At 73.9% G+C, this 19,845-nt stretch carries 22 protein-coding genes; 11 read left to right on the forward strand and 11 right to left on the reverse strand.

Annotation, left to right across the window (positions count from 1 at the left end; genetic code table 11):
* Positions 1-28: 28 nt before the first annotated feature.
* Together LNK82_RS16955 and LNK82_RS16960 are read left to right on the forward strand one after the other, a co-directional pair.
* Positions 29-3,028 (forward strand): AfsR/SARP family transcriptional regulator, encoded by a 3,000-nt coding sequence (locus LNK82_RS16955; protein WP_230567957.1) that lies wholly within the window; start codon positions 29-31, stop codon positions 3,026-3,028.
* 170 nt (positions 3,029-3,198) lie between these two features.
* Positions 3,199-3,660, forward strand: a complete 462-nt coding sequence (locus LNK82_RS16960) for a PPOX class F420-dependent oxidoreductase (protein WP_230567958.1) — start codon at positions 3,199-3,201, stop codon at positions 3,658-3,660.
* 55 nt (positions 3,661-3,715) lie between these two features.
* Here LNK82_RS16960 and LNK82_RS16965 read toward each other — a convergent pair whose 3' ends face one another.
* The 4 genes from LNK82_RS16965 to LNK82_RS16980 form a co-directional block, all read right to left on the reverse strand.
* A complete protein-coding gene (locus LNK82_RS16965; protein ID WP_230567959.1) occupies positions 3,716-4,210 on the reverse strand; it encodes a GNAT family N-acetyltransferase in 495 nt (164 codons plus the stop codon).
* A gap of 25 nt (positions 4,211-4,235) precedes the next feature.
* Entirely contained in the window at positions 4,236-4,904 is a 669-nt protein-coding gene (locus LNK82_RS16970; RefSeq protein WP_230567960.1) for a VOC family protein, read from the reverse strand.
* A 37-nt stretch (positions 4,905-4,941) separates the two neighbouring features.
* On the reverse strand, positions 4,942-6,993 hold the full coding sequence (locus tag LNK82_RS16975; RefSeq protein WP_230567961.1) for a putative bifunctional diguanylate cyclase/phosphodiesterase: 2,052 nt from the start codon (positions 6,991-6,993) through the stop codon (positions 4,942-4,944).
* A 68-nt stretch (positions 6,994-7,061) separates the two neighbouring features.
* Positions 7,062-7,418, reverse strand: coding sequence for a hypothetical protein (locus LNK82_RS16980; protein ID WP_053722362.1), 357 nt, complete (start codon positions 7,416-7,418; stop codon positions 7,062-7,064).
* Between the two features lie 67 nt (positions 7,419-7,485).
* Here LNK82_RS16980 and LNK82_RS16985 point away from each other — a divergent pair, with 67 nt between their 5' ends.
* Both LNK82_RS16985 and LNK82_RS16990 read left to right on the forward strand, forming a co-directional pair.
* Positions 7,486-8,262, forward strand: a complete 777-nt coding sequence (locus LNK82_RS16985; protein ID WP_230567962.1) for a glycerophosphodiester phosphodiesterase family protein — start codon at positions 7,486-7,488, stop codon at positions 8,260-8,262.
* Between the two features lie 88 nt (positions 8,263-8,350).
* A complete protein-coding gene (locus tag LNK82_RS16990) occupies positions 8,351-9,748 on the forward strand; it encodes an MFS transporter (protein WP_230567963.1) in 1,398 nt (465 codons plus the stop codon).
* 45 nt (positions 9,749-9,793) lie between these two features.
* On the opposite strand, the gene LNK82_RS16995 is transcribed toward LNK82_RS16990, so the two are convergent.
* Positions 9,794-10,525, reverse strand: coding sequence for a hypothetical protein (locus LNK82_RS16995; RefSeq protein ID WP_230567964.1), 732 nt, complete (start codon positions 10,523-10,525; stop codon positions 9,794-9,796).
* On the reverse strand, positions 10,522-10,836 hold the full coding sequence (locus LNK82_RS17000) for a PadR family transcriptional regulator (RefSeq protein ID WP_184929076.1): 315 nt from the start codon (positions 10,834-10,836) through the stop codon (positions 10,522-10,524). Before LNK82_RS17000 ends, LNK82_RS16995 begins: the two co-directional genes overlap by 4 nt.
* Positions 10,837-10,927: 91 nt before the next feature.
* Here LNK82_RS17000 and LNK82_RS17005 point away from each other — a divergent pair, with 91 nt between their 5' ends.
* Together LNK82_RS17005 and LNK82_RS17010 are read left to right on the forward strand one after the other, a co-directional pair.
* Positions 10,928-11,377: an RrF2 family transcriptional regulator gene (locus LNK82_RS17005; protein ID WP_230567965.1), complete on the forward strand. Its 450-nt coding sequence runs from the start codon at positions 10,928-10,930 to the stop codon at positions 11,375-11,377.
* A gap of 37 nt (positions 11,378-11,414) precedes the next feature.
* Complete coding sequence (locus LNK82_RS17010; RefSeq protein WP_230567966.1) at positions 11,415-11,807, forward strand: RidA family protein; 393 nt, start codon at positions 11,415-11,417, stop codon at positions 11,805-11,807.
* A 33-nt stretch (positions 11,808-11,840) separates the two neighbouring features.
* Here LNK82_RS17010 and LNK82_RS17015 read toward each other — a convergent pair whose 3' ends face one another.
* A complete protein-coding gene (locus tag LNK82_RS17015) occupies positions 11,841-12,362 on the reverse strand; it encodes a hypothetical protein (protein WP_230567967.1) in 522 nt (173 codons plus the stop codon).
* A 139-nt stretch (positions 12,363-12,501) separates the two neighbouring features.
* On the opposite strand from LNK82_RS17015, the gene LNK82_RS17020 reads away from it, so the two are divergent.
* The 4 genes from LNK82_RS17020 (at position 12,502) to LNK82_RS17035 (ending at position 15,160) form a co-directional block, all read left to right on the forward strand.
* Positions 12,502-13,221 carry a thymidine kinase gene (locus LNK82_RS17020; protein WP_230567968.1) on the forward strand — a complete coding sequence of 240 codons (720 nt, stop codon included), beginning with the start codon at positions 12,502-12,504 and terminating at the stop codon, positions 13,219-13,221.
* Between the two features lie 69 nt (positions 13,222-13,290).
* Entirely contained in the window at positions 13,291-13,878 is a 588-nt protein-coding gene (locus tag LNK82_RS17025) for a helix-turn-helix domain-containing protein (RefSeq protein WP_230567969.1), read from the forward strand.
* A complete protein-coding gene (locus LNK82_RS17030; RefSeq protein ID WP_230567970.1) occupies positions 13,875-14,345 on the forward strand; it encodes an NUDIX hydrolase in 471 nt (156 codons plus the stop codon). The genes LNK82_RS17025 and LNK82_RS17030 overlap by 4 nt, the downstream gene beginning before the upstream one ends.
* Before the next feature lie 470 nt (positions 14,346-14,815).
* Positions 14,816-15,160 carry an RNA polymerase-binding protein RbpA gene (locus tag LNK82_RS17035; RefSeq protein ID WP_053722354.1) on the forward strand — a complete coding sequence of 115 codons (345 nt, stop codon included), beginning with the start codon at positions 14,816-14,818 and terminating at the stop codon, positions 15,158-15,160.
* 81 nt (positions 15,161-15,241) lie between these two features.
* Here LNK82_RS17035 and LNK82_RS17040 read toward each other — a convergent pair whose 3' ends face one another.
* The 3 genes from LNK82_RS17040 to LNK82_RS17050 all read right to left on the reverse strand — a co-directional run bounded on the left by LNK82_RS17040 (position 15,242) and on the right by LNK82_RS17050 (position 18,767).
* Positions 15,242-16,036 (reverse strand): polyprenol monophosphomannose synthase, encoded by a 795-nt coding sequence (locus LNK82_RS17040; RefSeq protein WP_230567971.1) that lies wholly within the window; start codon positions 16,034-16,036, stop codon positions 15,242-15,244.
* Positions 16,011-17,618, reverse strand: a complete 1,608-nt coding sequence (lnt, locus tag LNK82_RS17045) for an apolipoprotein N-acyltransferase (RefSeq protein ID WP_230567972.1) — start codon at positions 17,616-17,618, stop codon at positions 16,011-16,013. The genes LNK82_RS17040 and lnt overlap by 26 nt, the downstream gene beginning before the upstream one ends.
* 66 nt (positions 17,619-17,684) lie before the next feature.
* Positions 17,685-18,767, reverse strand: coding sequence for an MrcB family domain-containing protein (locus LNK82_RS17050; protein ID WP_230567973.1), 1,083 nt, complete (start codon positions 18,765-18,767; stop codon positions 17,685-17,687).
* Between the two features lie 152 nt (positions 18,768-18,919).
* On the opposite strand from LNK82_RS17050, the gene LNK82_RS17055 reads away from it, so the two are divergent.
* Complete coding sequence (locus LNK82_RS17055) at positions 18,920-19,105, forward strand: PspC domain-containing protein (RefSeq protein ID WP_230567974.1); 186 nt, start codon at positions 18,920-18,922, stop codon at positions 19,103-19,105.
* Here LNK82_RS17055 and LNK82_RS17060 read toward each other — a convergent pair.
* Complete coding sequence (locus LNK82_RS17060; RefSeq protein WP_230567975.1) at positions 19,099-19,845, reverse strand: TetR/AcrR family transcriptional regulator; 747 nt, start codon at positions 19,843-19,845, stop codon at positions 19,099-19,101. The genes LNK82_RS17055 and LNK82_RS17060 overlap by 7 nt on opposite strands.

The raw sequence follows: 19,845 nt of genomic DNA on the forward strand, positions 1-19,845 counted from the left end.
GCCCGGCCCGGTGCGGGAGGATCCGCGGGTGCGGTTCGGGGTGTTGGGTCCGATGGTGGTGCGGCGTGCGGACGGGACGGAGGTCCGGGTCGGTGGGCCGCGGTTGCGGGCGTTGTTGGCGGTGTTGGTGGTGGACGCGGGCCGGGTGGTGGGTGTCGACCGGCTGAGCGAGGCCCTGTACGGGCCGTGTCCGCCGGCGGGGGTGGGCAACGCGATCCAGTCGCAGGTGTCGCGGCTGCGGTCGGTGCTCGACGTGGAGGTGGAGCGGTCGGCGGCCGGGTACCGGCTGGTGGTGGATCCGGGTGAGGTGGACGCGCTGCGGTTCGAGGAGCTGGTGGCGCGGGGGTTGCCGGGTGAGGCGCTGGCGCTGTGGCGTGGTCCGGCGTTGCGGGACGTGGGTGACGCGCCGTTCGCGGCGGTGTGCGCGGCGCGGTGGGAGGAGTTGCGGCTGCGGGCGGTGGAGGACCACGAGGGCGCGTCGGTGGGGTTGTTGCGGGAGTTGGTGGCGGCGCACCCGACGCGGGAGCGGTTGGTGGCGCGGTTGGTGCGGGTACTGCACCGGGAGGGGCGGCAGGCGGAGGCGTTGGGGCTGTTCGAGCGGACGCGCCGGTTGTTGGCCGAGGAGCTGGGCGCGGACCCCTCCCCCGGGTTGCTGGCGGCGCACGGCGAGGTGGTGCGGGGTGAGGGGCCGGTGGCGCGGCGGGTGTTGCCGGCGCAGTTGACGAGTTTCGTGGGCCGTGAGGAGGAGGTGCGGCTGGTCGGGGCGGCGTTGGGGGCGTCGCGGTTGGTGACGTTGACGGGTCCGGGTGGTGCGGGCAAGACGCGGTTGGCGGTGGAGGCCGCGGCCCGGGAGCCGGGTGAGGTGTTCTTCGTCGACCTGGCGCCGTTGGCGGTGGGCGGGGACGTGCCGCGGGCGGTGGTGTCGGCGTTGGGGTTGCGGGAGGACGGGATGCGGCCGGTGACGGCGCCGGTGGCGCGGTTGGTGGCGGCGTTGCGGGACCGGCCGGTGCTGGTGGTGTTGGACAACTGCGAGCACGTGGTGGACGACGCGGCGGCGTTGGCGGCCGGGTTGTTGGTGCGGTGCGCGGGGTTGCGGGTGTTGGCGACGTCGCGGGAGGCGTTGGGGGTGACCGGGGAGGTGGTGCGGCCGGTGCCGCCGTTGGAGTCGGGTGGGGTGGGTTCGGCGGCGGTGCGGTTGTTCGCGGACCGGGCGGTGGCGGTGAACCCGTCGTTCCGGCTGGACCCGGGTGCGGCGGAGCTGGTGGTGGGGATCTGCCGGGCGTTGGACGGGTTGCCGTTGGCGATCGAGCTGGCGGCGGCGCGGGTGCGGTCGTTGCCGGTGGCGGAGGTCGCGGCGCGGTTGGGCGACCGGTTCCGGTTGTTGTCGCGGGGCAGTCGGGCGGCGGTGGCGCGGCATCGGACGTTGCACGCGGTGGTGGAGTGGAGTTGGGGGTTGCTGGATGACGACGAGCGGGTGGTGGCGCGGCGGTTGACGGTGTTGCGGGGCGGGGCGACGTTGGCCGCCGCAGCGGCGGTGTGCGGGGTGGCGGGGGTGGACGAGGTGTTGCCGTCGTTGGCGGACAAGTCGTTGGTGGAGGTGTCCGGGGACCGGTACCGGATGTCGGAGACGATCCGGGCGTTCTGCGCGGCCCGGTTGGCGGAGTCGGGTGAGGAGCAGGGGGTGTTGCGGGCGCACGCGGAGCACTTCGCGCAGGTGGCGGCCGAGGCGGCGCCGCACCTGTACGGGGCGGGGCAGCTGGTGTGGTTGGGGCGGTTGGCGGCGGAGCACGAGAACCTGACGGCGGCGGTGCGGTGGGCGGCGGGGCGTGATCACGGGTTGGCGTTGCGGTTGGCGGCGGACCTGGGGTGGCCGTGGTGGTTGCGGGGGTTGCGCGCGGAGGGCGCGTCGTTGGCGGCGGAGGTGGTGCGGGCGGTGGGTCCGACGCCGCCCGCCGGGTTGGCCGAGGAGTACCTGTTGTGCCTGGTGAACGCGTCGTCGACGGGTGCGGCGGGGTTGCCGGGGTCGCCGTCGCCGCGCGATCCGCTGCCGGCGGGGCTCGCCGGTCCGCCGGCGCGGCCGTACCTGACGGTGCTGTGGGGCATGGCGCACGGGGTGCCGAAGCTGGACCTGGCGGAGATGGAGGCGTTGCGGGATCGGCTGCTGGGGTCGGATCCGTGGAGTCGGGCGCTGGGCCGGTTGGGGTCGGGGATGGGGTTGCAGTACTCGGGGCGGGTGCGGGAGGCGTGGGAGGAGCACGCGGCGGCGTTGGCGGGTTTCCGGGCGGTGGGTGAGCGGTGGGGCATGGCGTTGGCGTTGGCGCAGTTGGCCGAGTTGGCGCGGGCGGCCGGTCGGGTGGCGGAGGCGATGGGGTTCCTGGACGAGGCGTTGGCGTTGTCGCGGTCGTTCGGGGCGACCGAGCACACGGCGAGCCTGCTGTGCCGCCGGTCGGAGTGGGCGTGCCAGTCCGGTGACCTGGACGGCGCGGCGGCCGACGTGGAGGAGGCGGCGGTGTTGGCGCGGTCGCAGGGCACGGTGGAGACGTTGGCGCAGGCGTGGCTGGGTGCGGCGGAGGTGGCGCGGCGGCGCGGTGACCTGGCGGGTGCGCGGCGGTGGTGCGAGGAGGCGTTGCGGGTGTGCCCGCGGGGTTGGTTCGGGCCCGAGGAGGTGCGGGCGTCGATACTGGTGGCGGTGGGCCGGGTGGAGTCGGCGTGCGGTGACCGCGGGGCGGCGGTGCGGGCGTGGGCGTCCGCGGCGGCGTCGGCCCGGGAGTGGGGCAACCAGGTGGTGTCGGCGCGGGTGGTGGAGGCGCACGCGGAGTTGGCGGTGGCGGAGGGTGACGGGGTGCGGGCGGCGTTGCTGGTGGGCGCGGCGCGGGGGTTGCGCGGCGAGGTGGCGGTGGTGGATCCGGAGGTGCTCGCGGTGGAGGCGGCGGCGCGGGCGGTGCTGGGTGACGCGGTGTTCGGGGAGGTGTCGGCGCGGGGCGCCGGGTTGGGGGCGGACGAGGTGGCCGCCCTGCTCGACGCGTGACGTCGACTCCACCCGCAGCCGCGCCACGTGGTCGGCGGGGTGGGATCGGTGGGGCCGGCTGGTGGGAGGGCGGCAGTGATAGGTGCTGGCGAGGTCGGCGGGCGGTGGCGTGGTGGGCGTGGGTGGTGGCGTCGGGTGCGGTCGGGGCGCTTTCTCCTAGGCTGGTGGGCATGCCGAGAATCGCCACCGCCGACACCGTGTCCCGTGACGAGTTGGTCGAGTTCCTGCGGCCACGCCACCGCGCCCTGCTGGTCACCGCGCGCGCCGACGGGCGTCCGCAGGTGTCGCCGGTGACGTGCGGGGTGGACGACGAGGGGCGGGTGGTGGTGTCGACCTATCCGCAGCGGGCGAAGTCGCGCAACGCGCGGCGGGACGACCGGGTGACGGTGTGCGTGCTGTCCGACGACTGGGACGGCCCCTACGTCCAGGTGGACGGACGGGCGGAGGTGCTGGACCTGCCGGAGGCGTTGGAGCCGCTGGTGGACTACTACCGGTGCATCGCGGGTGAGCACCCGGACTGGGACGAGTACCGGGCCGCGATGCGCCGGCAGGGCAAGTCCCTGATCCGCGTCACGATCGACCGGTGGGGTCCGATCGCGACCGGCGGGTTCCCGCCCGGGCTGGCCGGCTGACCACTCCCCTGCTCGCCGCTCCCCCGGCGTGCCCGGATCACTGAGTGCCGGCGGGTCACCGCAGGGTGCGGGCCCGCCACACCACCGCGAGCGCGGGGTCCCCGGTGGGGTCCGGTTCGACCCGCCGCACGGTGAAGCCCTCGCGCTCGTAGAACGCGCCCGCGCGTGCGTTGGCCGCGTAGTGCTCGATCCACAGCCGGTCGGCGTCGGCGGGCAGCCGGCGGGTGATCGCGTCGAGCAGCCGCGGTCCCAGTCCTCGGCCGCGCAGGGCGGGGTGGACGTAGAGCTTGTAGACGACGTGGTCGGTTCCCAGGCGGCCGCGCTGCCCGACGCCGACCAGTCGTCCGTCGAGCTCGGCGACGACGAGCAGCCCGTCGGCCACGGCCGCGGCGAGTCGCGTCTCGTCCCACCACAGGCGGACCTGCCCGGACGCGGCTTCGGGGCCGATCAGCGGGGTGTAGTGGGCGGGGATGTGCTCCTCGCCGAAGCGGCGGACGGCGGCGACGTCGTCGGGTCCGGCGTCCCGCACGACCGGTTCGGTTCCCGCCACCGCGCGCTCCTCGCCCACCGCGGTCCTAGGCGTGGGCCTGGTGGGCGACGCACCACGCCCCGCCCCAGCCGGCCGGGTTCTCCAGCAGGGCGAACACCGTGCCGGCGGGGTCGGCGACGGCCGCGACGACACCGGTGGGGACGTCCCGGGGGCCGACGAGGACCGTGCCGCCCATGTCGGTGGCCTCGGTGAGGGCCGCGGCGACGTCGGGGACGGCGAAGTAGCAGGTCCAGCCGCCCTGGGCGGTGAGGCGGCCGGCGACGGGGCGGCGGTCGTCGGCGACGGCGGCGTCGTAGAGGGTGAACTCGCCGTCGGGGTCGCGGACCTGCCAGCCGAGCGCGCCGGCCCAGTGGTCGTCGTCGGTGGCGGCGCCCATGAGTTCCACCCAGCACGGTTCGCCGGGGCGTGGTTGCGGCGCCCACGGGCCGTGCAGGACGCGGCCGGCGTCGACGGCGGCGCCGCCGCCGAGGTCGCGGGGTCCGGCGCCGGCGAACACGACGCGCCAGGCGGGGTCGCCGGGGTGCACGCGGGCGGCCAGGCGGTCGCCGACCCAGCCGGTGAACGCGCCGTCGGGTTCGGCGATGAGCACCCAGCCGAGCAGGTGGGCGTAGAACTCGGCGATCGGTTCGGGGCGGGTGGTGCTCAGCTCGACGCGGCGGACACCGCGTGCGGGGCTGTCGGGGGTACCGGGCACGTCGGTGGCTTCCCATCGGGGGGCGGGGCGGCGGTGATCAGGAACGCGCCCCATCCTCCGCACCGGCCATGCGTGGCGACAATGCGCCGTTCGGCGGCTGCGACTGGGCCGAGAGGACCTTCTCGAGCGGTTGGGGGCGGCCGAGGTGGAAGCCCTGGCCGCTCTGCACGCCCAGCCGGACGAGGGCGTCGACCTGGGCGGGCCGCTCGACCCACTCGGCGACGGCGGTCAGGCCGAGGCCCTGGGCGATCTGCACGATGCCGGCGACGAGGACGGCGTCGGTGGAGCGTTCGTCGATGCCGCGCACGAACTCGCCGTCGATCTTGATGCCGGTGATGGGCAGGTGCTTGAGGTGGACGAACGAGCCGAACCCGGAGCCGAAGTCGTCGAGGATGATGCGGCAGCCGAACGCGCGCAGCTGCAGCGACAGGGCGCGGGCGGCGTCGAGGTTGGTCACGGCGGCGGTCTCGGTGATCTCCAGGCCGAGCCGGCCGGGCGCGACGCCCGCGGTGGCGAGCCGGTCGAGCACGAACCCGCCGAAGTCCTCGTCCTCCAGGGTGCGGCCGGAGATGTTGACGTTGAACCGCAGCCGCGGGTCGGGGTGGCCTACGAGGGCGTCGATCGCGGTGGACAGCACCCACCGGTCGATGTCGAGCACGAGGTCGGAGCGTTCGGCCTCGGGCAGGAACTCCGCCGGGCCCAGGTACGGGTCCCGGCCGTCCTCCAGCCGCAGCAGCAGCTCGTGGCCGAGGGTGGTGCCGGTGGCCAGCTGCACCATGGGCATGGCGTGCAGGGCCAGGCCGCCGCCGTCGAGGGCGGCGCGCAGCCGATCCAGCACGGAGACGCGTTTCGCGGTGTCGGCGTAGTGGCCGGGCTCGTAGACGGTGACGCGGTTGCGGCCGGCGGCCTTGGAGGCGTAGAGGGCGAGGTCGGCGTTGGCCAGGACGAGTTCCCAGGTGTCGCCGGGCCCGTACTCGGCCACGCCGGTCGAGACGGTGATGCTGCGGGCGGCGCCGACGAGCGGCAACGCCGCTACGGCATCGCGCAGTCCCTCGGCGACCCGGGCGGCGTCGCCGGGGGTCGCGCCGGGCAGCACGACGGCGAACTCGTCGCCGCCGAGCCGGCCGATCAGCTGCGACGTCGACAGCCGTGACCGCAGCGTCGAGGCCAGCGCCTTCATCAGCCGGTCGCCGACGGCGTGGCCGCGCAGGTCGTTGACGTCCTTGAAGTTGTCCAGGTCCAGCAGCAGCATCGCGCCGGGCCCGCCGCCGGCGAGCTGCCGTTCCAGCTCACGGGTCACCGCACGCCGGTTCGCCAGCCCGGTGAGCGGGTCCTGCTCGGCCAGCGCGAGCAGTTCGTCGTGCACGCGGCGGGCGCGGGTGATGTCGTGCGCGGTGCCCAGCACCCGCAGCGGCGAGCCGTCCTCGTCGGTGACGACCTCGCCGAAGCACTCGAACCACCGCTCGGTGCGGTCCTGCCCCAGCAGCATGCGGTGGGTGTAGGAGAACCCGGCGCCCGACCGCATGGCCTCCTCGAGGGTGGCCTGGATCATCGACAGGTCCTCGGGGTGCACCACGGCGGCGTAGCCGTCGAAGTCCAGTTCCGTGTCGGGGCCGAACCCGAACATCTCCAGCAGCGTGTCCGACCACACCACGCGGTCCTCGGCGATGTGCCACTCCCACGTGCCCATGCGGCCCAGCACCTGCGCGCGGCGCAGCGCGTCGGCCTCGTGGGTCGCCTCCAGCTCCCGGTCGCGCCACGCGGTGACGTCCACCACCCGGTACAGCAGCCGCTCCTCGGCGTCGGGTCCGGTCGCGGCGGCGGGGAGGGTCTGGCAGGTGACCTCCAGCCAGCGGTGCCCCTTGCGGTAGGCGCTGGGGGTCAGCAGCGCCAGCCCGGCCCGGGGTCGTTCGGGCGCGCCGGGCAGCAGCGCGGGCAGCGACCGGCCGACCACGTGGTCCACCGGCACGCCCAGGATCTCCGCCAGCGCGGGGTTCACCCAGGCCAGCGTGCCGTTCGCGTCCGTCACACCGAAACCGACGTCGGCCCGGTCGAGCACCTCGCGGTGCAACGCGCCGTTGCCGTTCACGCGCTCCTCCTCGCCCACCCGCGGGCCATGATGGTCGAGACCACGCGCGGGGGGCAAGCCGACGGAATTCAGCGCAACCGCTCCAGCCCACGCGCGGTGTCCACCAGTTCCCCCGCCAGCCGCCGCAACTCCGCGCCGTCGGCGCCGTCCGCGGCGGCGGTGGCGACGTCCTCCGCGGCGCACCGCAGCTGGAACAGCCGGTCCTGCAGGTCGGCCAACTCCCCCGCGGACAGCACCACGGCGTCCTCTGGCAGCCCGCCCCGCTGCACGGCGGCGCGGCGTTCGTAGGCGCGCTGCCGGCAGGGCTGCGCGCAGTACCGGCGCGGCCGCCCGATCCGGCCGCTGTCGGGCAGACGGCGTCCGCACCAGGCGCAGTGCCTGGCTTCCTCACGGCGTGCCGCGACGGGCTCGGTCACCAGCTCCATGGCGCGCGACGGTATCCCGCTACCCACCGGTCACCGCCGCGCCACGCCGCCAGGGCAGACTCCGGGTGTGACCGCGAAGCACCCGTACCTGTCCGGACCGCACCCGCGCGCGTTCGCGCACCGGGGCTGGCACCTCGACGAGCTGTCGGGGATGGAGAACTCGCTGGCCGCGTTCCGCCGCGCCCACCAGGAGGGCTACCGGTACCTGGAGACCGACGTGCACGCCACGTCCGACGGCGTGGTGGTGGTCCACCACGACGCGACCCTGGACCGCACCACCGACGCGACCGGGCCGGTGGCCGCGCAGCCGTGGTCGGCGGTGCGGCGGGCCAACGTGGGCGGGCGCGAGCCGGTCACCAGGCTGGAGGACCTGCTGGAGGACCTGCCGGACGCGTGGGTGAACATCGACGTCAAGGCCGACTCGGCGGTGGTGCCGGTGCTGGAGGCGCTGCGTCGCACCGACTCGCTGCACCGGGTGTGCCTGGCGTCGTTCTCGGAGAAGCGGCTGGCCCGGCTGCGGCGCCTGGGCGGCCCGGGGTTGCTGACCTCGATGGGGCCGCGGTCGGCGGGCGCGCTGTGGGCGGCCGGGCGGGTGCCGCTGGTGGGGCTGCCGGTGCGGGGCATGGTCGCGCAGGTGCCGGTGCGGCAGGGCCGGCTGCTGGTGGTCGACGGCCGGTTCGTGGCCGCCGCGCACCGCCGCGGCCTGGAGGTGCACGTGTGGACCATCGACGACGAGCGGGAGATGCGGCGGCTGCTGGACCTGGGCGTCGACGGGCTGGTCACCGACCGGCCCGACCGGCTGCGCGACGTGCTGGTCGACCGCCGCGCCTGGGCGGGCGGCTGACGCGCCGCGTGGCGTGCGGGCGGACGGTTGGCAACAGCTTGGTGGTGATCACCACCCACGGATGGCGGGCGATATACAGTCCGCCCCCATGAGCGTGGCCGACAGCACCGCACCCGCCGTGGACCGCAAGCGGGAACAGCGCGGGTGGACCTGGTACGACTGGGCGAACTCGGTGTTCCCCACCTCGGTGGTCACCGTGTTCCTCTCCGGCTACCTCACCGCGGTCGCCAAGGAGGCCGCGGTCGCCGACACCGCCCGCAACGGCCCGAACGCGTGTGCGGACGGGTCGCTGCGGCAGTGCGACATCTCCCTGTTCGGCGCCTACTTCCCCGCCGGGTCCCTGTGGGGCTACCTGCTGTCCATCGCCACCCTCGTGCAGGTCGTGGTGCTGCCGGTGATGGGCGCGATCGCCGACCGCACCCAGAACAAGCGCCGCATGCTCGGCGGGCTGGCGTTCACCGGGTCGGTCGCCACGGTCGCGCTGGCCGCGGTCGGCGGCGACGACTGGCACCTCGGCGTCGCGCTGTTCGTGCTGGGCAATATCTGCTACGGCGCGTCGGTCGTCGTGTACTACGCGTTCCTGCCGGAGATCGCGGCCCCCGACGAGCGCGACGCGGTGTCCACCCGCGGCTGGGCGTTCGGCTACCTCGGCGGCGGGTTGGCGTTGGCGGTGCAGTTGGCGCTGTTCGTGGGCCACGACGCGGTCGGGTTGAGCGAGGGCGCGGCGGTGCGGGTCGGGTTCGTGTTCTCGGGTCTGTGGTGGGCGGGGTTCACGCTCATCCCGCTGGCGCGGCTCAAGCGGCACCAGCCGCCCCACGGCTCGGAGTCGGGCGCGTCGGTGATCACCGCCGGGTTCGCCGAGCTGCGCCAGACGATCCGGCAGGCGCGGCTGTTCCCGCTGACGCTGGCGTTCCTGGGCACCTACCTCATCTACACCGACGGCATCGCCACCGTCGCGAACGTCTCGGCCCAGTACGGGCGCGACGAGCTGCTGCTCGACGAGACGGTGCTGATCACCACGATCCTGATCGTGCAGTTCGTCGCGTTCCTGGGCGGGATGCTGCACGGGCGGGTGGCGAAGTCATGGGGCGCGAAGCGCACGATCATGGTGAGCCTGTGCGTGTGGATCGTGGTGGTCGGGGCGGCGTTCTTCGTGCAGGCCGGCCAGCAGCTGCAGTTCTACGGGCTCGCGGTGGGCATCGGGCTGGTGCTGGGCGGCACGAACGCGTTGTCGCGGTCGCTGTTCAGCCAGATGATCCCGCCCGGCCGCGAGGCCCAGTACTTCTCGCTCTACGAGGTCGGCGAGCGGTCCACGTCGTGGCTGGGCCCGATGGTGTTCGCCGGTGTCGGCCAGGCCACCGGGTCGTTCCGGCTGGCGATCATCTCGCTGGTGATCTTCTTCGTGGCCGGGTTCGTGCTGATGATCTTCGTGCCGGTGCGCAAGGCGATCGCCGCCTCGGGCAACCCGGTGCCCGCCAAGGTGTGACCGACCCCCGCCCGGGGCCGCACCGGCCCCGGGCGGGCGCGTGGTTCAGGTGGCGGGCACGGGCGTGCGGGCCGACCAGGGCCGGAACGCCGCCGCCACGACCGCGGCGATCAGCCACGCCGCCAGCAGCGTCCCCGTCGACAGCCACGGCGTGAACACCACCGACGCCACGCCCGCCGCCACCGCGACCGGCGCGACCGCCCACCACACCCGTGACGGGGCCGGCGCCTCCCGGTGGAACGCGGCCACCGCCACGACCGCCGTCACCAGCGCGGGCGCGTGCCAGGCCAGCGCGAGCCACGCCGGGGCCCCCGACACCACCGCCCACACCACCGGCGCCAGCGACACCACACCCGACACCGCGGCCGCGACCCGGCCCAGGGCACGCCGGCCCGCGACCAGCGCCGCGAACGCCACCAGGGCCGCCACGTCGTACCACCAGCCCTGCACGTCGACGGCCGGGCCGAGCCGGGCGATCACCGTCCACGACTGCGCCGAGGACACCAGCTGCCCGAGCAGCCCGGTCAACGCCAGCACCCGCAGGACGGTGCCCGCGGCGCGCCGCGCACCCAGCCGCACCCGCACCGCCAGCGCCAGCGTCGCGCCCGCCTCGCCCCAGCCCGGCCAGCCGTGCTCCAGGTCCAGGTCGTCGCCGCGGCCGGCCAGGAAGATGCCGACCATCTCCTCCTCCCGCTCCGCCCGGTACCGGGCGGGCAGCACCCGCAGCAACGCCCGGTACCGGCGTTCCAGGTTCGACTTCCCGGCGTCCGATCTCACAGCGCACCCCTCGCCTTCAGCACCGACGACGCGGCGCGCACGTTGGCCGACAACCGGGCCACCTCCGCCGACAACACCCGCACCCCGGCGTCGGTCAGCCGGTAGTAGCGGCGCAGCCGGCCCTGGTGGACCTCCTCGCGGTCCCGCTCGGCCAGTCCTTCGGCGACCAGTCGGTCCAGCACCCCGTACAGCGTGCCGACCCGCAACCGCATCCGGCCCTCCGACAGCCCGTCGACCGCGCGCACGATCGCGTAACCGTGCAACGGCTCCTCCGCCAACGCGGTGAGCACCAGGAACACCTGCTCCGACATACCTCTCACACCGCACGTTATACCGCTTCGCGATATATCTCGGCAATAAACCTGGATATGGGATGTCCAGGATTTGGGTAGGGTGGCGACCGTGAAGATGGCCGAGGGCGTCGAATGGGCCCTGCACTGCTGCCTGGACCTGTCGTGGGCGGGCGACACCCCCGTCCCCGCCGCCCGCCTCGCCGCGCTGCACGGCCTGCCCGCCGCCTACCTGACCAAGCAGTTGCAGGCCCTCGGCCGCGCCGGCATCGTGCGCTCCACCCCCGGCCCGCGCGGCGGCTACCTGCTCGACCGGCCGCCGCACGCCGTGACCCTCCTGGACGTCGTCACGGCCGTCGACGGCGCCGACCCCGCGTTCCGCTGCACCGAGATCCGCGCCGGCGGCCCCCACACCACCCGCTGCGCCATCGACTCCGCCATGACCCGCGCCGACCTGGCCTGGCGGCGCGAGCTGGCCGGCCGCACCCTCGCCGACCTCGACGCCGACGTGCGCCGCGCCGACCCCGACGCCCCGGCCGCCACCCGCGCCCGACTCACCTGACACAGACAACAGCCCCGACCGACGGAAGAGGACGACCGTGCCGCACACCCTGAGCAACCCCGACGAGCTGCACGACCCCACCGGCTACGGCTACAGCCACGTCGCCGCCACCACCGGCGACCTGGTGTTCGTCGCGGGCCAGTACGGCTCCGGCCCCGACGGTCGCGTCGTGTCCGACGACTTCGCCGACCAGGTCGCCCGCTCCTTCGCCAACCTCGGCGTCGCGCTGCGCGCCGCGGGCCTGGACTACCGGCACGTCGCCCGCCTGGGCACCTACGTCGTCGACCACGACGCCGACCGGCTCGCCGTGCTGCTGGAGCACGTCACCCGCATCTGGGGCGACCGGCCGCCCGCGCAGACCCTGCTCGGCGTCGCCACCCTCGCCCTGCCGGGGATGCTGTTCGAGGTCGACGCCGTCGCCGTGCGCTGACCGCACGGCGACGGCGCCACCCCGCGGCGCCGCCTACGGGCAGCGCGCCGCCGTCACACCCCAGTGCAGCAACGTCGACGTGGACGTGGTGGTGCGCCAGTACCGCCACGTCGTGCCGAACGCCGTGCGGCTGCCGACGTGGGCGTAGGAGGTGGTGCCCGCCGTGAACGCCGCCGTGCCGCACCGCAGGTCGAACGACGTCAGCGTCTGCTCGGGGGTGCGGGTGAGGTCCACCTCGGCGCCGGCGGTGCCGTCGGGGGCGCAGCGCACCGCGTAGGCGCCCTCGTAGACGGCGAACAGCCCGCCGTCGGCCCGGTAGGTCACGTGCCAGATGCGGTAGCTGCCGACGCCGGCCATCGCCGAGCCGACGTAGCCGTGGTGGTAGGTGCCGACCGGCTCCAGGTAGCCGTTGCCGTTCGGCGCCCACTTGAGCTGCTCGATGGTGGTGGTCGACGTGCACGCCCCGGCGGGCGCGGCACCGGCGGTCCCCGGTGACAGCACGGCGAACCCCAGCACCGCCAGGGGTGACGCGAGCAACGCGACGATCCTGCGCATGACTCCTCCTCGGACGTCGTCGACCGGCCCGGCGCGGACCGGCCGCCGGTGTCGGGCCGCCCCTCGCCGGGCCGGTTCCCCCACCGCACGGAGGAGGTCGCGGCGGCCGCGCTGATACCGCGCACTAGGGTGGCCCGCCGTGGAACCGATCACTCCCTCCCCCGACCCGACCGACGCGCTGTCCTCCGTGCCCGCCGCCGGCGCCGGTCGCGGTCTGACGCCCACGGGGCGGCTGCGGTTCTTCTTCGGGCCGATGGACTGCGGCAAGTCGACGCTGGCCCTGCAGATCGACCACAACCAGGCCCGGCAGGGCCGCCGCGGGCTGCTGCTCGTGCGCCACGACCGCTCCGGCACCCCCACCATCTCCAGCCGCATGGGCCTGGTCCGCCACGCGCTGGAGGTCCACGAGGGCATGGACCTGTGCGCGCTGGTGCGGGAGCACTGGTCGCGGGGCAGCCGGGTCGACTACGTCATCGTCGACGAGGCCCAGTTCCTCTCCGCCGAGCAGGTCGACCAGCTCGCCGAGCTCGCCGACGACGCCCACCTGGAGGTGTACTGCTTCGGCCTGGCCACCGACTTCCGCAGCTGCCTGTTCCCGGGGTCGCGGCGGCTGTTCGAGCTGGCCGACGAGCTCAACGCGATCCAGGTCGAGGTGCTGTGCTGGTGCGGGCGGCCGGGCCGGTTCAACGCCCGCGTCCACGACGGCGACGTGGTGCGCGCCGGGGACACGGTGCTGGTCGCCGACACGGTCGCGGCGGACACCGCGGAGGTCCGCTACCAGGTGCTGTGCCGCACGCACTACCGCACCGGCGACCTCGGCCCGCACACCGTGGACGACCGGCAGCTCAGCCTCACCTGACCCGGCTGGACGCCCGCCCTCCCGGCGTCCCACAATGGGCAATCCCTGTTGCCGGACCCGGGACGAGCCATGAGCGACGACACCGCCGACGACCCGACCGACGAGGTGCTGGACAAGGTCGGCGAGCGGCTGCGCCACATCCGCACGAGCCGCGGCGCGACGCTGGCCGACCTGGCGGAGGCGACGGGGATCTCCAAGAGCACCCTGTCACGCCTGGAGTCGGGGCAGCGGCGGCCGAGCCTGGAACTGCTGCTGCCGATCGCGCGGGCGCACCGCGTGCCGCTGGACGAGCTGGTGGGCGCGCCGCCGGTCGGCGATCCGCGGATCAGGCCGGTGCCGATCCGCCGCAACGGCATGACGGTGCTGCCGCTGACGCAGCAGCCGGGCGGCCTGCAGGCGTTCAAGATGATCATCCCGGACCGGGGCGAGCCGGATCCGCGCACGCACACCGGCTACGAGTGGCTCTACGTGCTGTCGGGGCGGCTGCGGCTGATCCTGGCCGACCACGACGTGGTGCTGGGGCCCGGCGAGGCGGCGGAGTTCGACACGCGGCTGCCGCACTGGTTCGGCCCGGCGGGTCCGGAGCCGGTGGAGATCCTGAGCCTGTTCGGCAAGCAGGGCGAGCAGATCCACATGCGCACGGGGCGTCGGGCGTGACGGGCGGGCGCAGTGCCGGGATCCTGCTGCACCGGGTGGTCGACGGCGAGCGGCAGGTGCTGCTGGGGCACATGGGCGGCCCGTTCTGGGCGCGCAAGGACGAGGGCGCGTGGTCGATCCCGAAGGGCGAGCCGGAGGGCGACGAGGACCTGGAGGCGACGGCCCGCCGGGAGTTCGCCGAGGAGCTGGGGCTGCCGGTGCCCGAGGGCGAACTGGTGCCGTTGGGCGAGGTGCGGCAGTCCGGCGGCAAGGTCGTGACCGCATGGGCCCTGGAAGGCGATCTGGACCCCGAACGGGTGGTTCCGGGGACGTTCACCCTGGAGTGGCCGCGCGGGTCCGGGACGGTGCGGGAGTTCCCCGAGGTGGACCGGGTGGCCTGGTTTCCTCTCGTCCAGGCGCGGGTAAAGCTGGTGAAGGCCCAACGCGAGCTGCTCGACCGACTCGTCGAAAAGCACTCTTTCGGGTGACACTGAAGTCATCGAACGGATAAAGCGTCCGATTGGACGTTTGGGTGCGGTCCGGACGGGTGATTCATCCTCATGTCCGCCACCGAGCACACTCGTCCGGCCACCCAGAGTGGTGAGGTCCCCCGAACTTTATGAAATAACTTTGCGTAACCGTAACCATGATGGACGTCACTACCGGCGAGTTAAACCCGCCGTAACGTCGCCCTGTGTGGTCGGTCTAAGCTGTCGCAGCCGCACGACTTCTGCCAGGACTGCTCCATCAGTGTGATGGGGTCGCCCGGTAGCTTGATAACGCGTCACGATCCGGCCGCGATTGCATCCCTTAGGAGGAAGCCTTCGTTGACGGGTGAAAGACGTCACTGTGGGCGACGATGACCGTGAAGCCGGGAACGAACGGAGCAGTCCGATCGTTGCACTCGGTGAGCAACAAGCCTGGGCCCCGGCCCTGAGCCGAGCGAAAGGACACCGCCATGGCCGACCGCGTTCTACGGGGTAGCCGGCTCGGAGCAGTCAGCTACGAGACCGACCGCAATCACGACCTCGCCCCGCGCCGGTCGGTGCGGTACGCCTGCCCCAAGGGCCACGACTTCGAGGTCCCGTTCTCCGACGACGCCGAGATCCCGCACACCTGGGAGTGCCGTCTGCACGGCCAGGAGTCGAAGATCATCGACGGCGCCGAGCCGGAGGCGAAGAAGGTCAAGCCGCCGCGCACGCACTGGGACATGCTCCTGGAGCGGCGCACGATCCCGGAGCTCGAGGAGCTGCTGGACGAGCGGCTGGAGGAGCTGAAGGGGCGGCGCACCCGCACCGCCTGACCGCGTCGACGTGCGAGGGGCCCGCCGGAATCCGTTCCGGCGGGCCCCTCCGCGTGCGCGGGGTCCAGCGGTTGCCGCGTCTCAGCGGTTGCTGGGGGTCTTCGCCTTCTTGGGGGCGATGAGGTCCCGCAGTTGGGTGCCGCGGCGGCGCAGGCCCCACTTGGTGACGCGGATGAGCGCTTCGCGGACGATGTCGCCGCTCATCTTGGACACGCCGATCTCACGCTCGGTGAACGTGATGGGCACTTCGACGACCCGGTAGCCGAGTTCGATGGTGCGCCAGCCGAGGTCGATCTGGAAGCAGTAGCCGGCCGAGGCGACGTTGTGCAGGTTGAGGTTGCGCAGCACGTCGGTGCGGTAGGCGCGGAAGCCCGCGGTGATGTCCTTGACCGACGCGCCCAGCGCGAGCCTCGAGTACAGGTTGGCGCCGCGGGAGAGGAACTCGCGCTTCTTGGGCCAGTTGACCACGGTGCCGCCGGGCACGTAGCGGGAGCCGATCACGAGGTCGGCGTCGTGCAGGGCGTCGAGCATGCGGGGCAGGTCCTCGGGGGCGTGGGAGCCGTCGGCGTCCATCTCCACGAGGACCTGGTAGCCGCGTTCCATCCCCCAGCCGAAGCCGGCGATGTAGGCCGCGCCGAGTCCGGCTTTCTCCGTGCGGTGCAGCACGTGCACGCGGTCGTCGGCGGCGGCCAGCTCGTCGGCCAGCTGTCCTGTGCCGTCCGGGCTGCCGTCGTCGACCACGAGGGCGTGCACCTGCGGCAGCGCGGTGTGCAGCCGCTGCACGATCTTCCCGATGTTGTCCCGCTCGTTGTAGGTCGGGATCACCACCAGCACCGGCCCGAGCTCGCGGTCAGGCTGCGCCTGCTGGTCCGCCATCCGTGTCCTCCTCGCCGACTCCCGCACCAGGGGTCGGACGCGTCCGTCGTCGTGTCACTGTCAAGGCGATCGCCACGGCCATCAGGCCCAGAGCGGTCATCACCCACTCGGGCCATGCGCCGAGCCGGGTGGCCAGCGTAGCCTCCCCCCGCAGCGGGACCGTGGCCACCAGCGCGTCGGCGGTGAACAGGCCGGTCCGCTGGGTGACGGACCCGTCCGGCCGCACGATGGCGGACACGCCGCTCGTGGCGGAGACGATCACGGATTTGCCGTGTTCGACGGCGCGGACGCGGGACATGGCCAGTTGCTGGTAGGTCATCTCGGTGTAGCCGAAGGTGGCGTTGTTGGTGGGGATGGCGATGAGGTTCGCGCCTTCGGTGATGGAGTCGCGCACCACGCCGTCGAACGCGACCTCGTAGCAGGTGTCGATGGCGACCTTGGCGGGGCCCATGGTGAAGCCCTCGGGGTCGGTGCCGGGTTGGAACGTGCCGGCGCGGTCGACGGTGTCGGTGAAGATCCGGAAGAACTCGCGGTAGGGCATGGTCTCGCCGAAGGGCTGCAGCTGTCGTTTGGTGTAGGTGTCGGTGGGGCCGACGCCGGGTTCGTAGAGCACGACGGTGTTGCGGGGCAGCTTGTCGTCGGGGTCGATGACGACGGCGCCGACGGCGATGGGCGCGCCGATGGCCTCGGTGGCGCGTTGGATCTGGTTGGCGGCGTCGACGTTGCGGAAGGGGTCGATGTCGGAGGAGTTCTCGGGCCAGATGACCAGGTCGGGCTGCTCGGCGCGGCCGGCGCGGATGTCCTCGGCGAGTTGCAGGGTGCGGGCGACGTGGTTGTCGAGCACGGCGCGGCGTTGGGCGTTGAAGTCGAGGCCGGCGCGGGGCACGTTGCCCTGGATGGCGGCGACGGTGGCGGTGCCCTGGTCGGGGTCGGTGTGCACGAGGGCGGTGGCGGCGATGCCGGCGGCCAGCGGCAGCACGAGGGCGGGCACGCCGAGCTTCCAGTTCCGGAGCAGGTGGGCGGCGCCGAGGCCGGTGAGGGCGACGGCGAACCCGATCAGGGGCGCGCCGCCGAGGGAGGCCAGCGGCAGGTACCAGCCTTCGGGTTGGCCGAAGGCGATCTTGCCCCAGGGGAAGCCGCCGAAGGGCACGACGGCGCGCAGGGCCTCGTCGGCGACCCACACCAGCGCCATCCACACCGGCGCGCCGGGCAGCCGGGACACCGCGGCCATGGCGGCCGTGCCGACGGCGACGAGGACCGCGCACAGCAGGGCGAGCGGGAGCCAGGCGATGAGGCCGACGAACTCGCCGGTCCAGCGCAGCAGGGGCGCCATGAACGCCAGCCCCCAGACCAGGCCGAGGCCGAACCCGGCGCGGGCGCGGCGGCCGTGCAGGAGCAGGCCGAGGACGGCGAACCCGAGGGGCGCGAGCCACCAGGTGGTGCGCGGGGGGAAGCTGAGGAACACCGCGGCTCCGCCCGCGGCGGCGGCGAGCGTGCGCAGCAGCGTGCCGCGCACGTCCCGGCGGCGGGCGGGGGGCGTGTCGGCGACGGGTTGATCCGGCGTCACGGGGGCTGCGACCACCGGATCAGCCTACGAGCCGCCGGTCACGAACCGGCAGCCCGGTCACCGACCGCCGCCCGGCCCGCGTCACCCGACGCGGTACCGGTAGGACAGGGGCGTGAGGTCCTCCCCCGCCACCGCCCACGGCTGCACGACCCGCATCCGGCCGCCGGTGGCGCGTGGCGGTGTCGTGCTCCGGTCCAGTGCGATGTCGGCGACGACGACGAGCATGGTGTGCGGGTAGCGGTCGGCGTTGAGCCGGACCTCGTTGCGGGTGAGGACGACCTCGCCGCCGGTCGAGGTGGTGCCTTTGACCTCGACGTAGAGCCGTTCGCCGGGTCGGGTGGCGTCGAGGTCATAGGACTCGGTCGCGCCGACGTCGAGGACGGTGAAGCCCTGGGCCTGCAGGTATCGGCGGGCGCGGGCCACGGCGTGGGTCTCGATCGCGACGCGTTCGGCCTGGCCGAGCCCGAAACCCTGGCCGGTGTCGCGGCGGCCGGCGGCGCGTGCGGCGGAGGCGACGGCGTCGGCGACCTCGGGCGCCTGCTCGTCCTCGGGGTGGGTGGTGGCTTCTTCCACCGCGTGCAGCCGTCCCAGCACGGAGACGAGGAACCTCAGGTCGGTGTCCAGGACATCGTCGGTCGGGAGGGCGTCGCGCCGGTAGTCGAACGCCGCCACGGTGCCGTGCTCGTAGCCTCGTGCGCGTTTGCCGCGGCTGCCGTTGAGTGCGATCGCGGGCAGCAGGTCGGGTCGTCTGGCCAGTTCGCGGGCGAGCGCGGCGCGGGCCCGGTCAGCGCGGGCGCGCAGTTCGGCGACGGGGCGGTCGACGGGCGAGTTGCCGTTCCAGGTGGTGGTGCCCTGCATGAGGGTGAGGTAGACGCTCTCGCCGCGGGCGTCGAACAGGTACACGACGTACCAGCCGTCGCGGGGTTTGGGTGAGCGGCTCGCGGAGTGGACGCGGGCCCAGGGGATCTCGGCGCGGCGGCCGATGCCGTCACTGGCGTCGACGTCGAGGTCGTCGACCGACACGGCGCGCAGGTCGGGCAGGCGGGCCCGCAGCCAGGCGGTCATCCGGTCGCGGACGAGTTCGCCGCGTCGCCGCATCGTGTCGGTGTACTCGTCGGTGAATTCCCGTTGGGCGTCGAGCACGCCCTGCAAGACCTCGCGCACCCCCGAAGCATCACACGGACGGGTGACCGTGTGGGTGGGGGTGACGTGTGAGGGCGGCCGGGGTTGCCCGGGGATTGGGTTGTGGCTGGTGGGGGTAGGAAATCAGGGTTCCCACCGATGTGGGGTGGGGCGGGCGCGGGGAGGGTGGAGGCATGACCACGTTGACCAGGCCTCAGGACCGGAAGATCATCGCGGGTGTGTGTGCGGGGCTGGCGGCCCGCTACGGGTGGAGGGCGAGCACGGTGCGGTGGGTGTTCGTGTTGTCCTGCCTGTTGCCGGGGCCGCAGTTCCTGATCTACCTGGTGTTGTGGGTGATGATGCCGAAGCGGCCTTATTGACGGCTGTCGACGAGGGCCTGGATGCCGTCCAGGACGCGGTCCAGGCCGAAGGTGAAGGCGTGGTCGCCGTCGTAGGCGGCGCCGTGGGACTCGCCGGCGGCGGCGCCGACGCGGGCGGCGACGGGGAACCGCGCGGGGTCGAGGACCTGGGCGAGCAGCGGCGCGGCGGTCTGCCACCACTGGTCGTCGGTGAGGCCGGTGCGGTCGCGGGTGCGGTCGGCGTCGACGGTGATCTGGACGGCGGCGCGGACGTGGGCCAGGACGAGGGTGAGGACGGAGTCCATCTCCAGGTCGGTGAGGCCGATGCCGTCGACGGCGCGCAGTTCGTAGTCGTACTTGGCGACGACGTGGGGTCCGAGGACGGCGCGGTTGGCGGGGACCTGGAGCAGCCAGGGGTGGCGCAGGTGCAGGTCGCGGTTGTCGCGGGCGATGCGGGCGAGTCGGCCGCGCCACCCGCCGGGCACGTCGGCGGGGCGGGGTGTCTCGCCGTGCACGGCGTCGACCATGGCGTCGAGGAGTTCGGCTTTGCCGGGGACGTGGGTGTAGAGGGACATGGTGCCGACGCCGAGGGCGTCGGCGACGCGGCGCATGGACAGCGCGGCGAGTCCTTCGGTGTCGGCGAGGTGGACGGCGGCGGCGACGATGCGGTCCACGCCGAGGTCCTTGCGGCCGCGGTGGGCGCCGGTGCGCCACAGCACCGCGAGGGTCCGGGCGGGGTCGCCGGCGGGTTCGGTGGCCAC

Origin of the sequence: Saccharothrix luteola, from assembly GCF_020859565.1 — a bacterium.
Lineage (GTDB): Bacteria > Actinomycetota > Actinomycetes > Mycobacteriales > Pseudonocardiaceae > Actinosynnema > Actinosynnema luteola.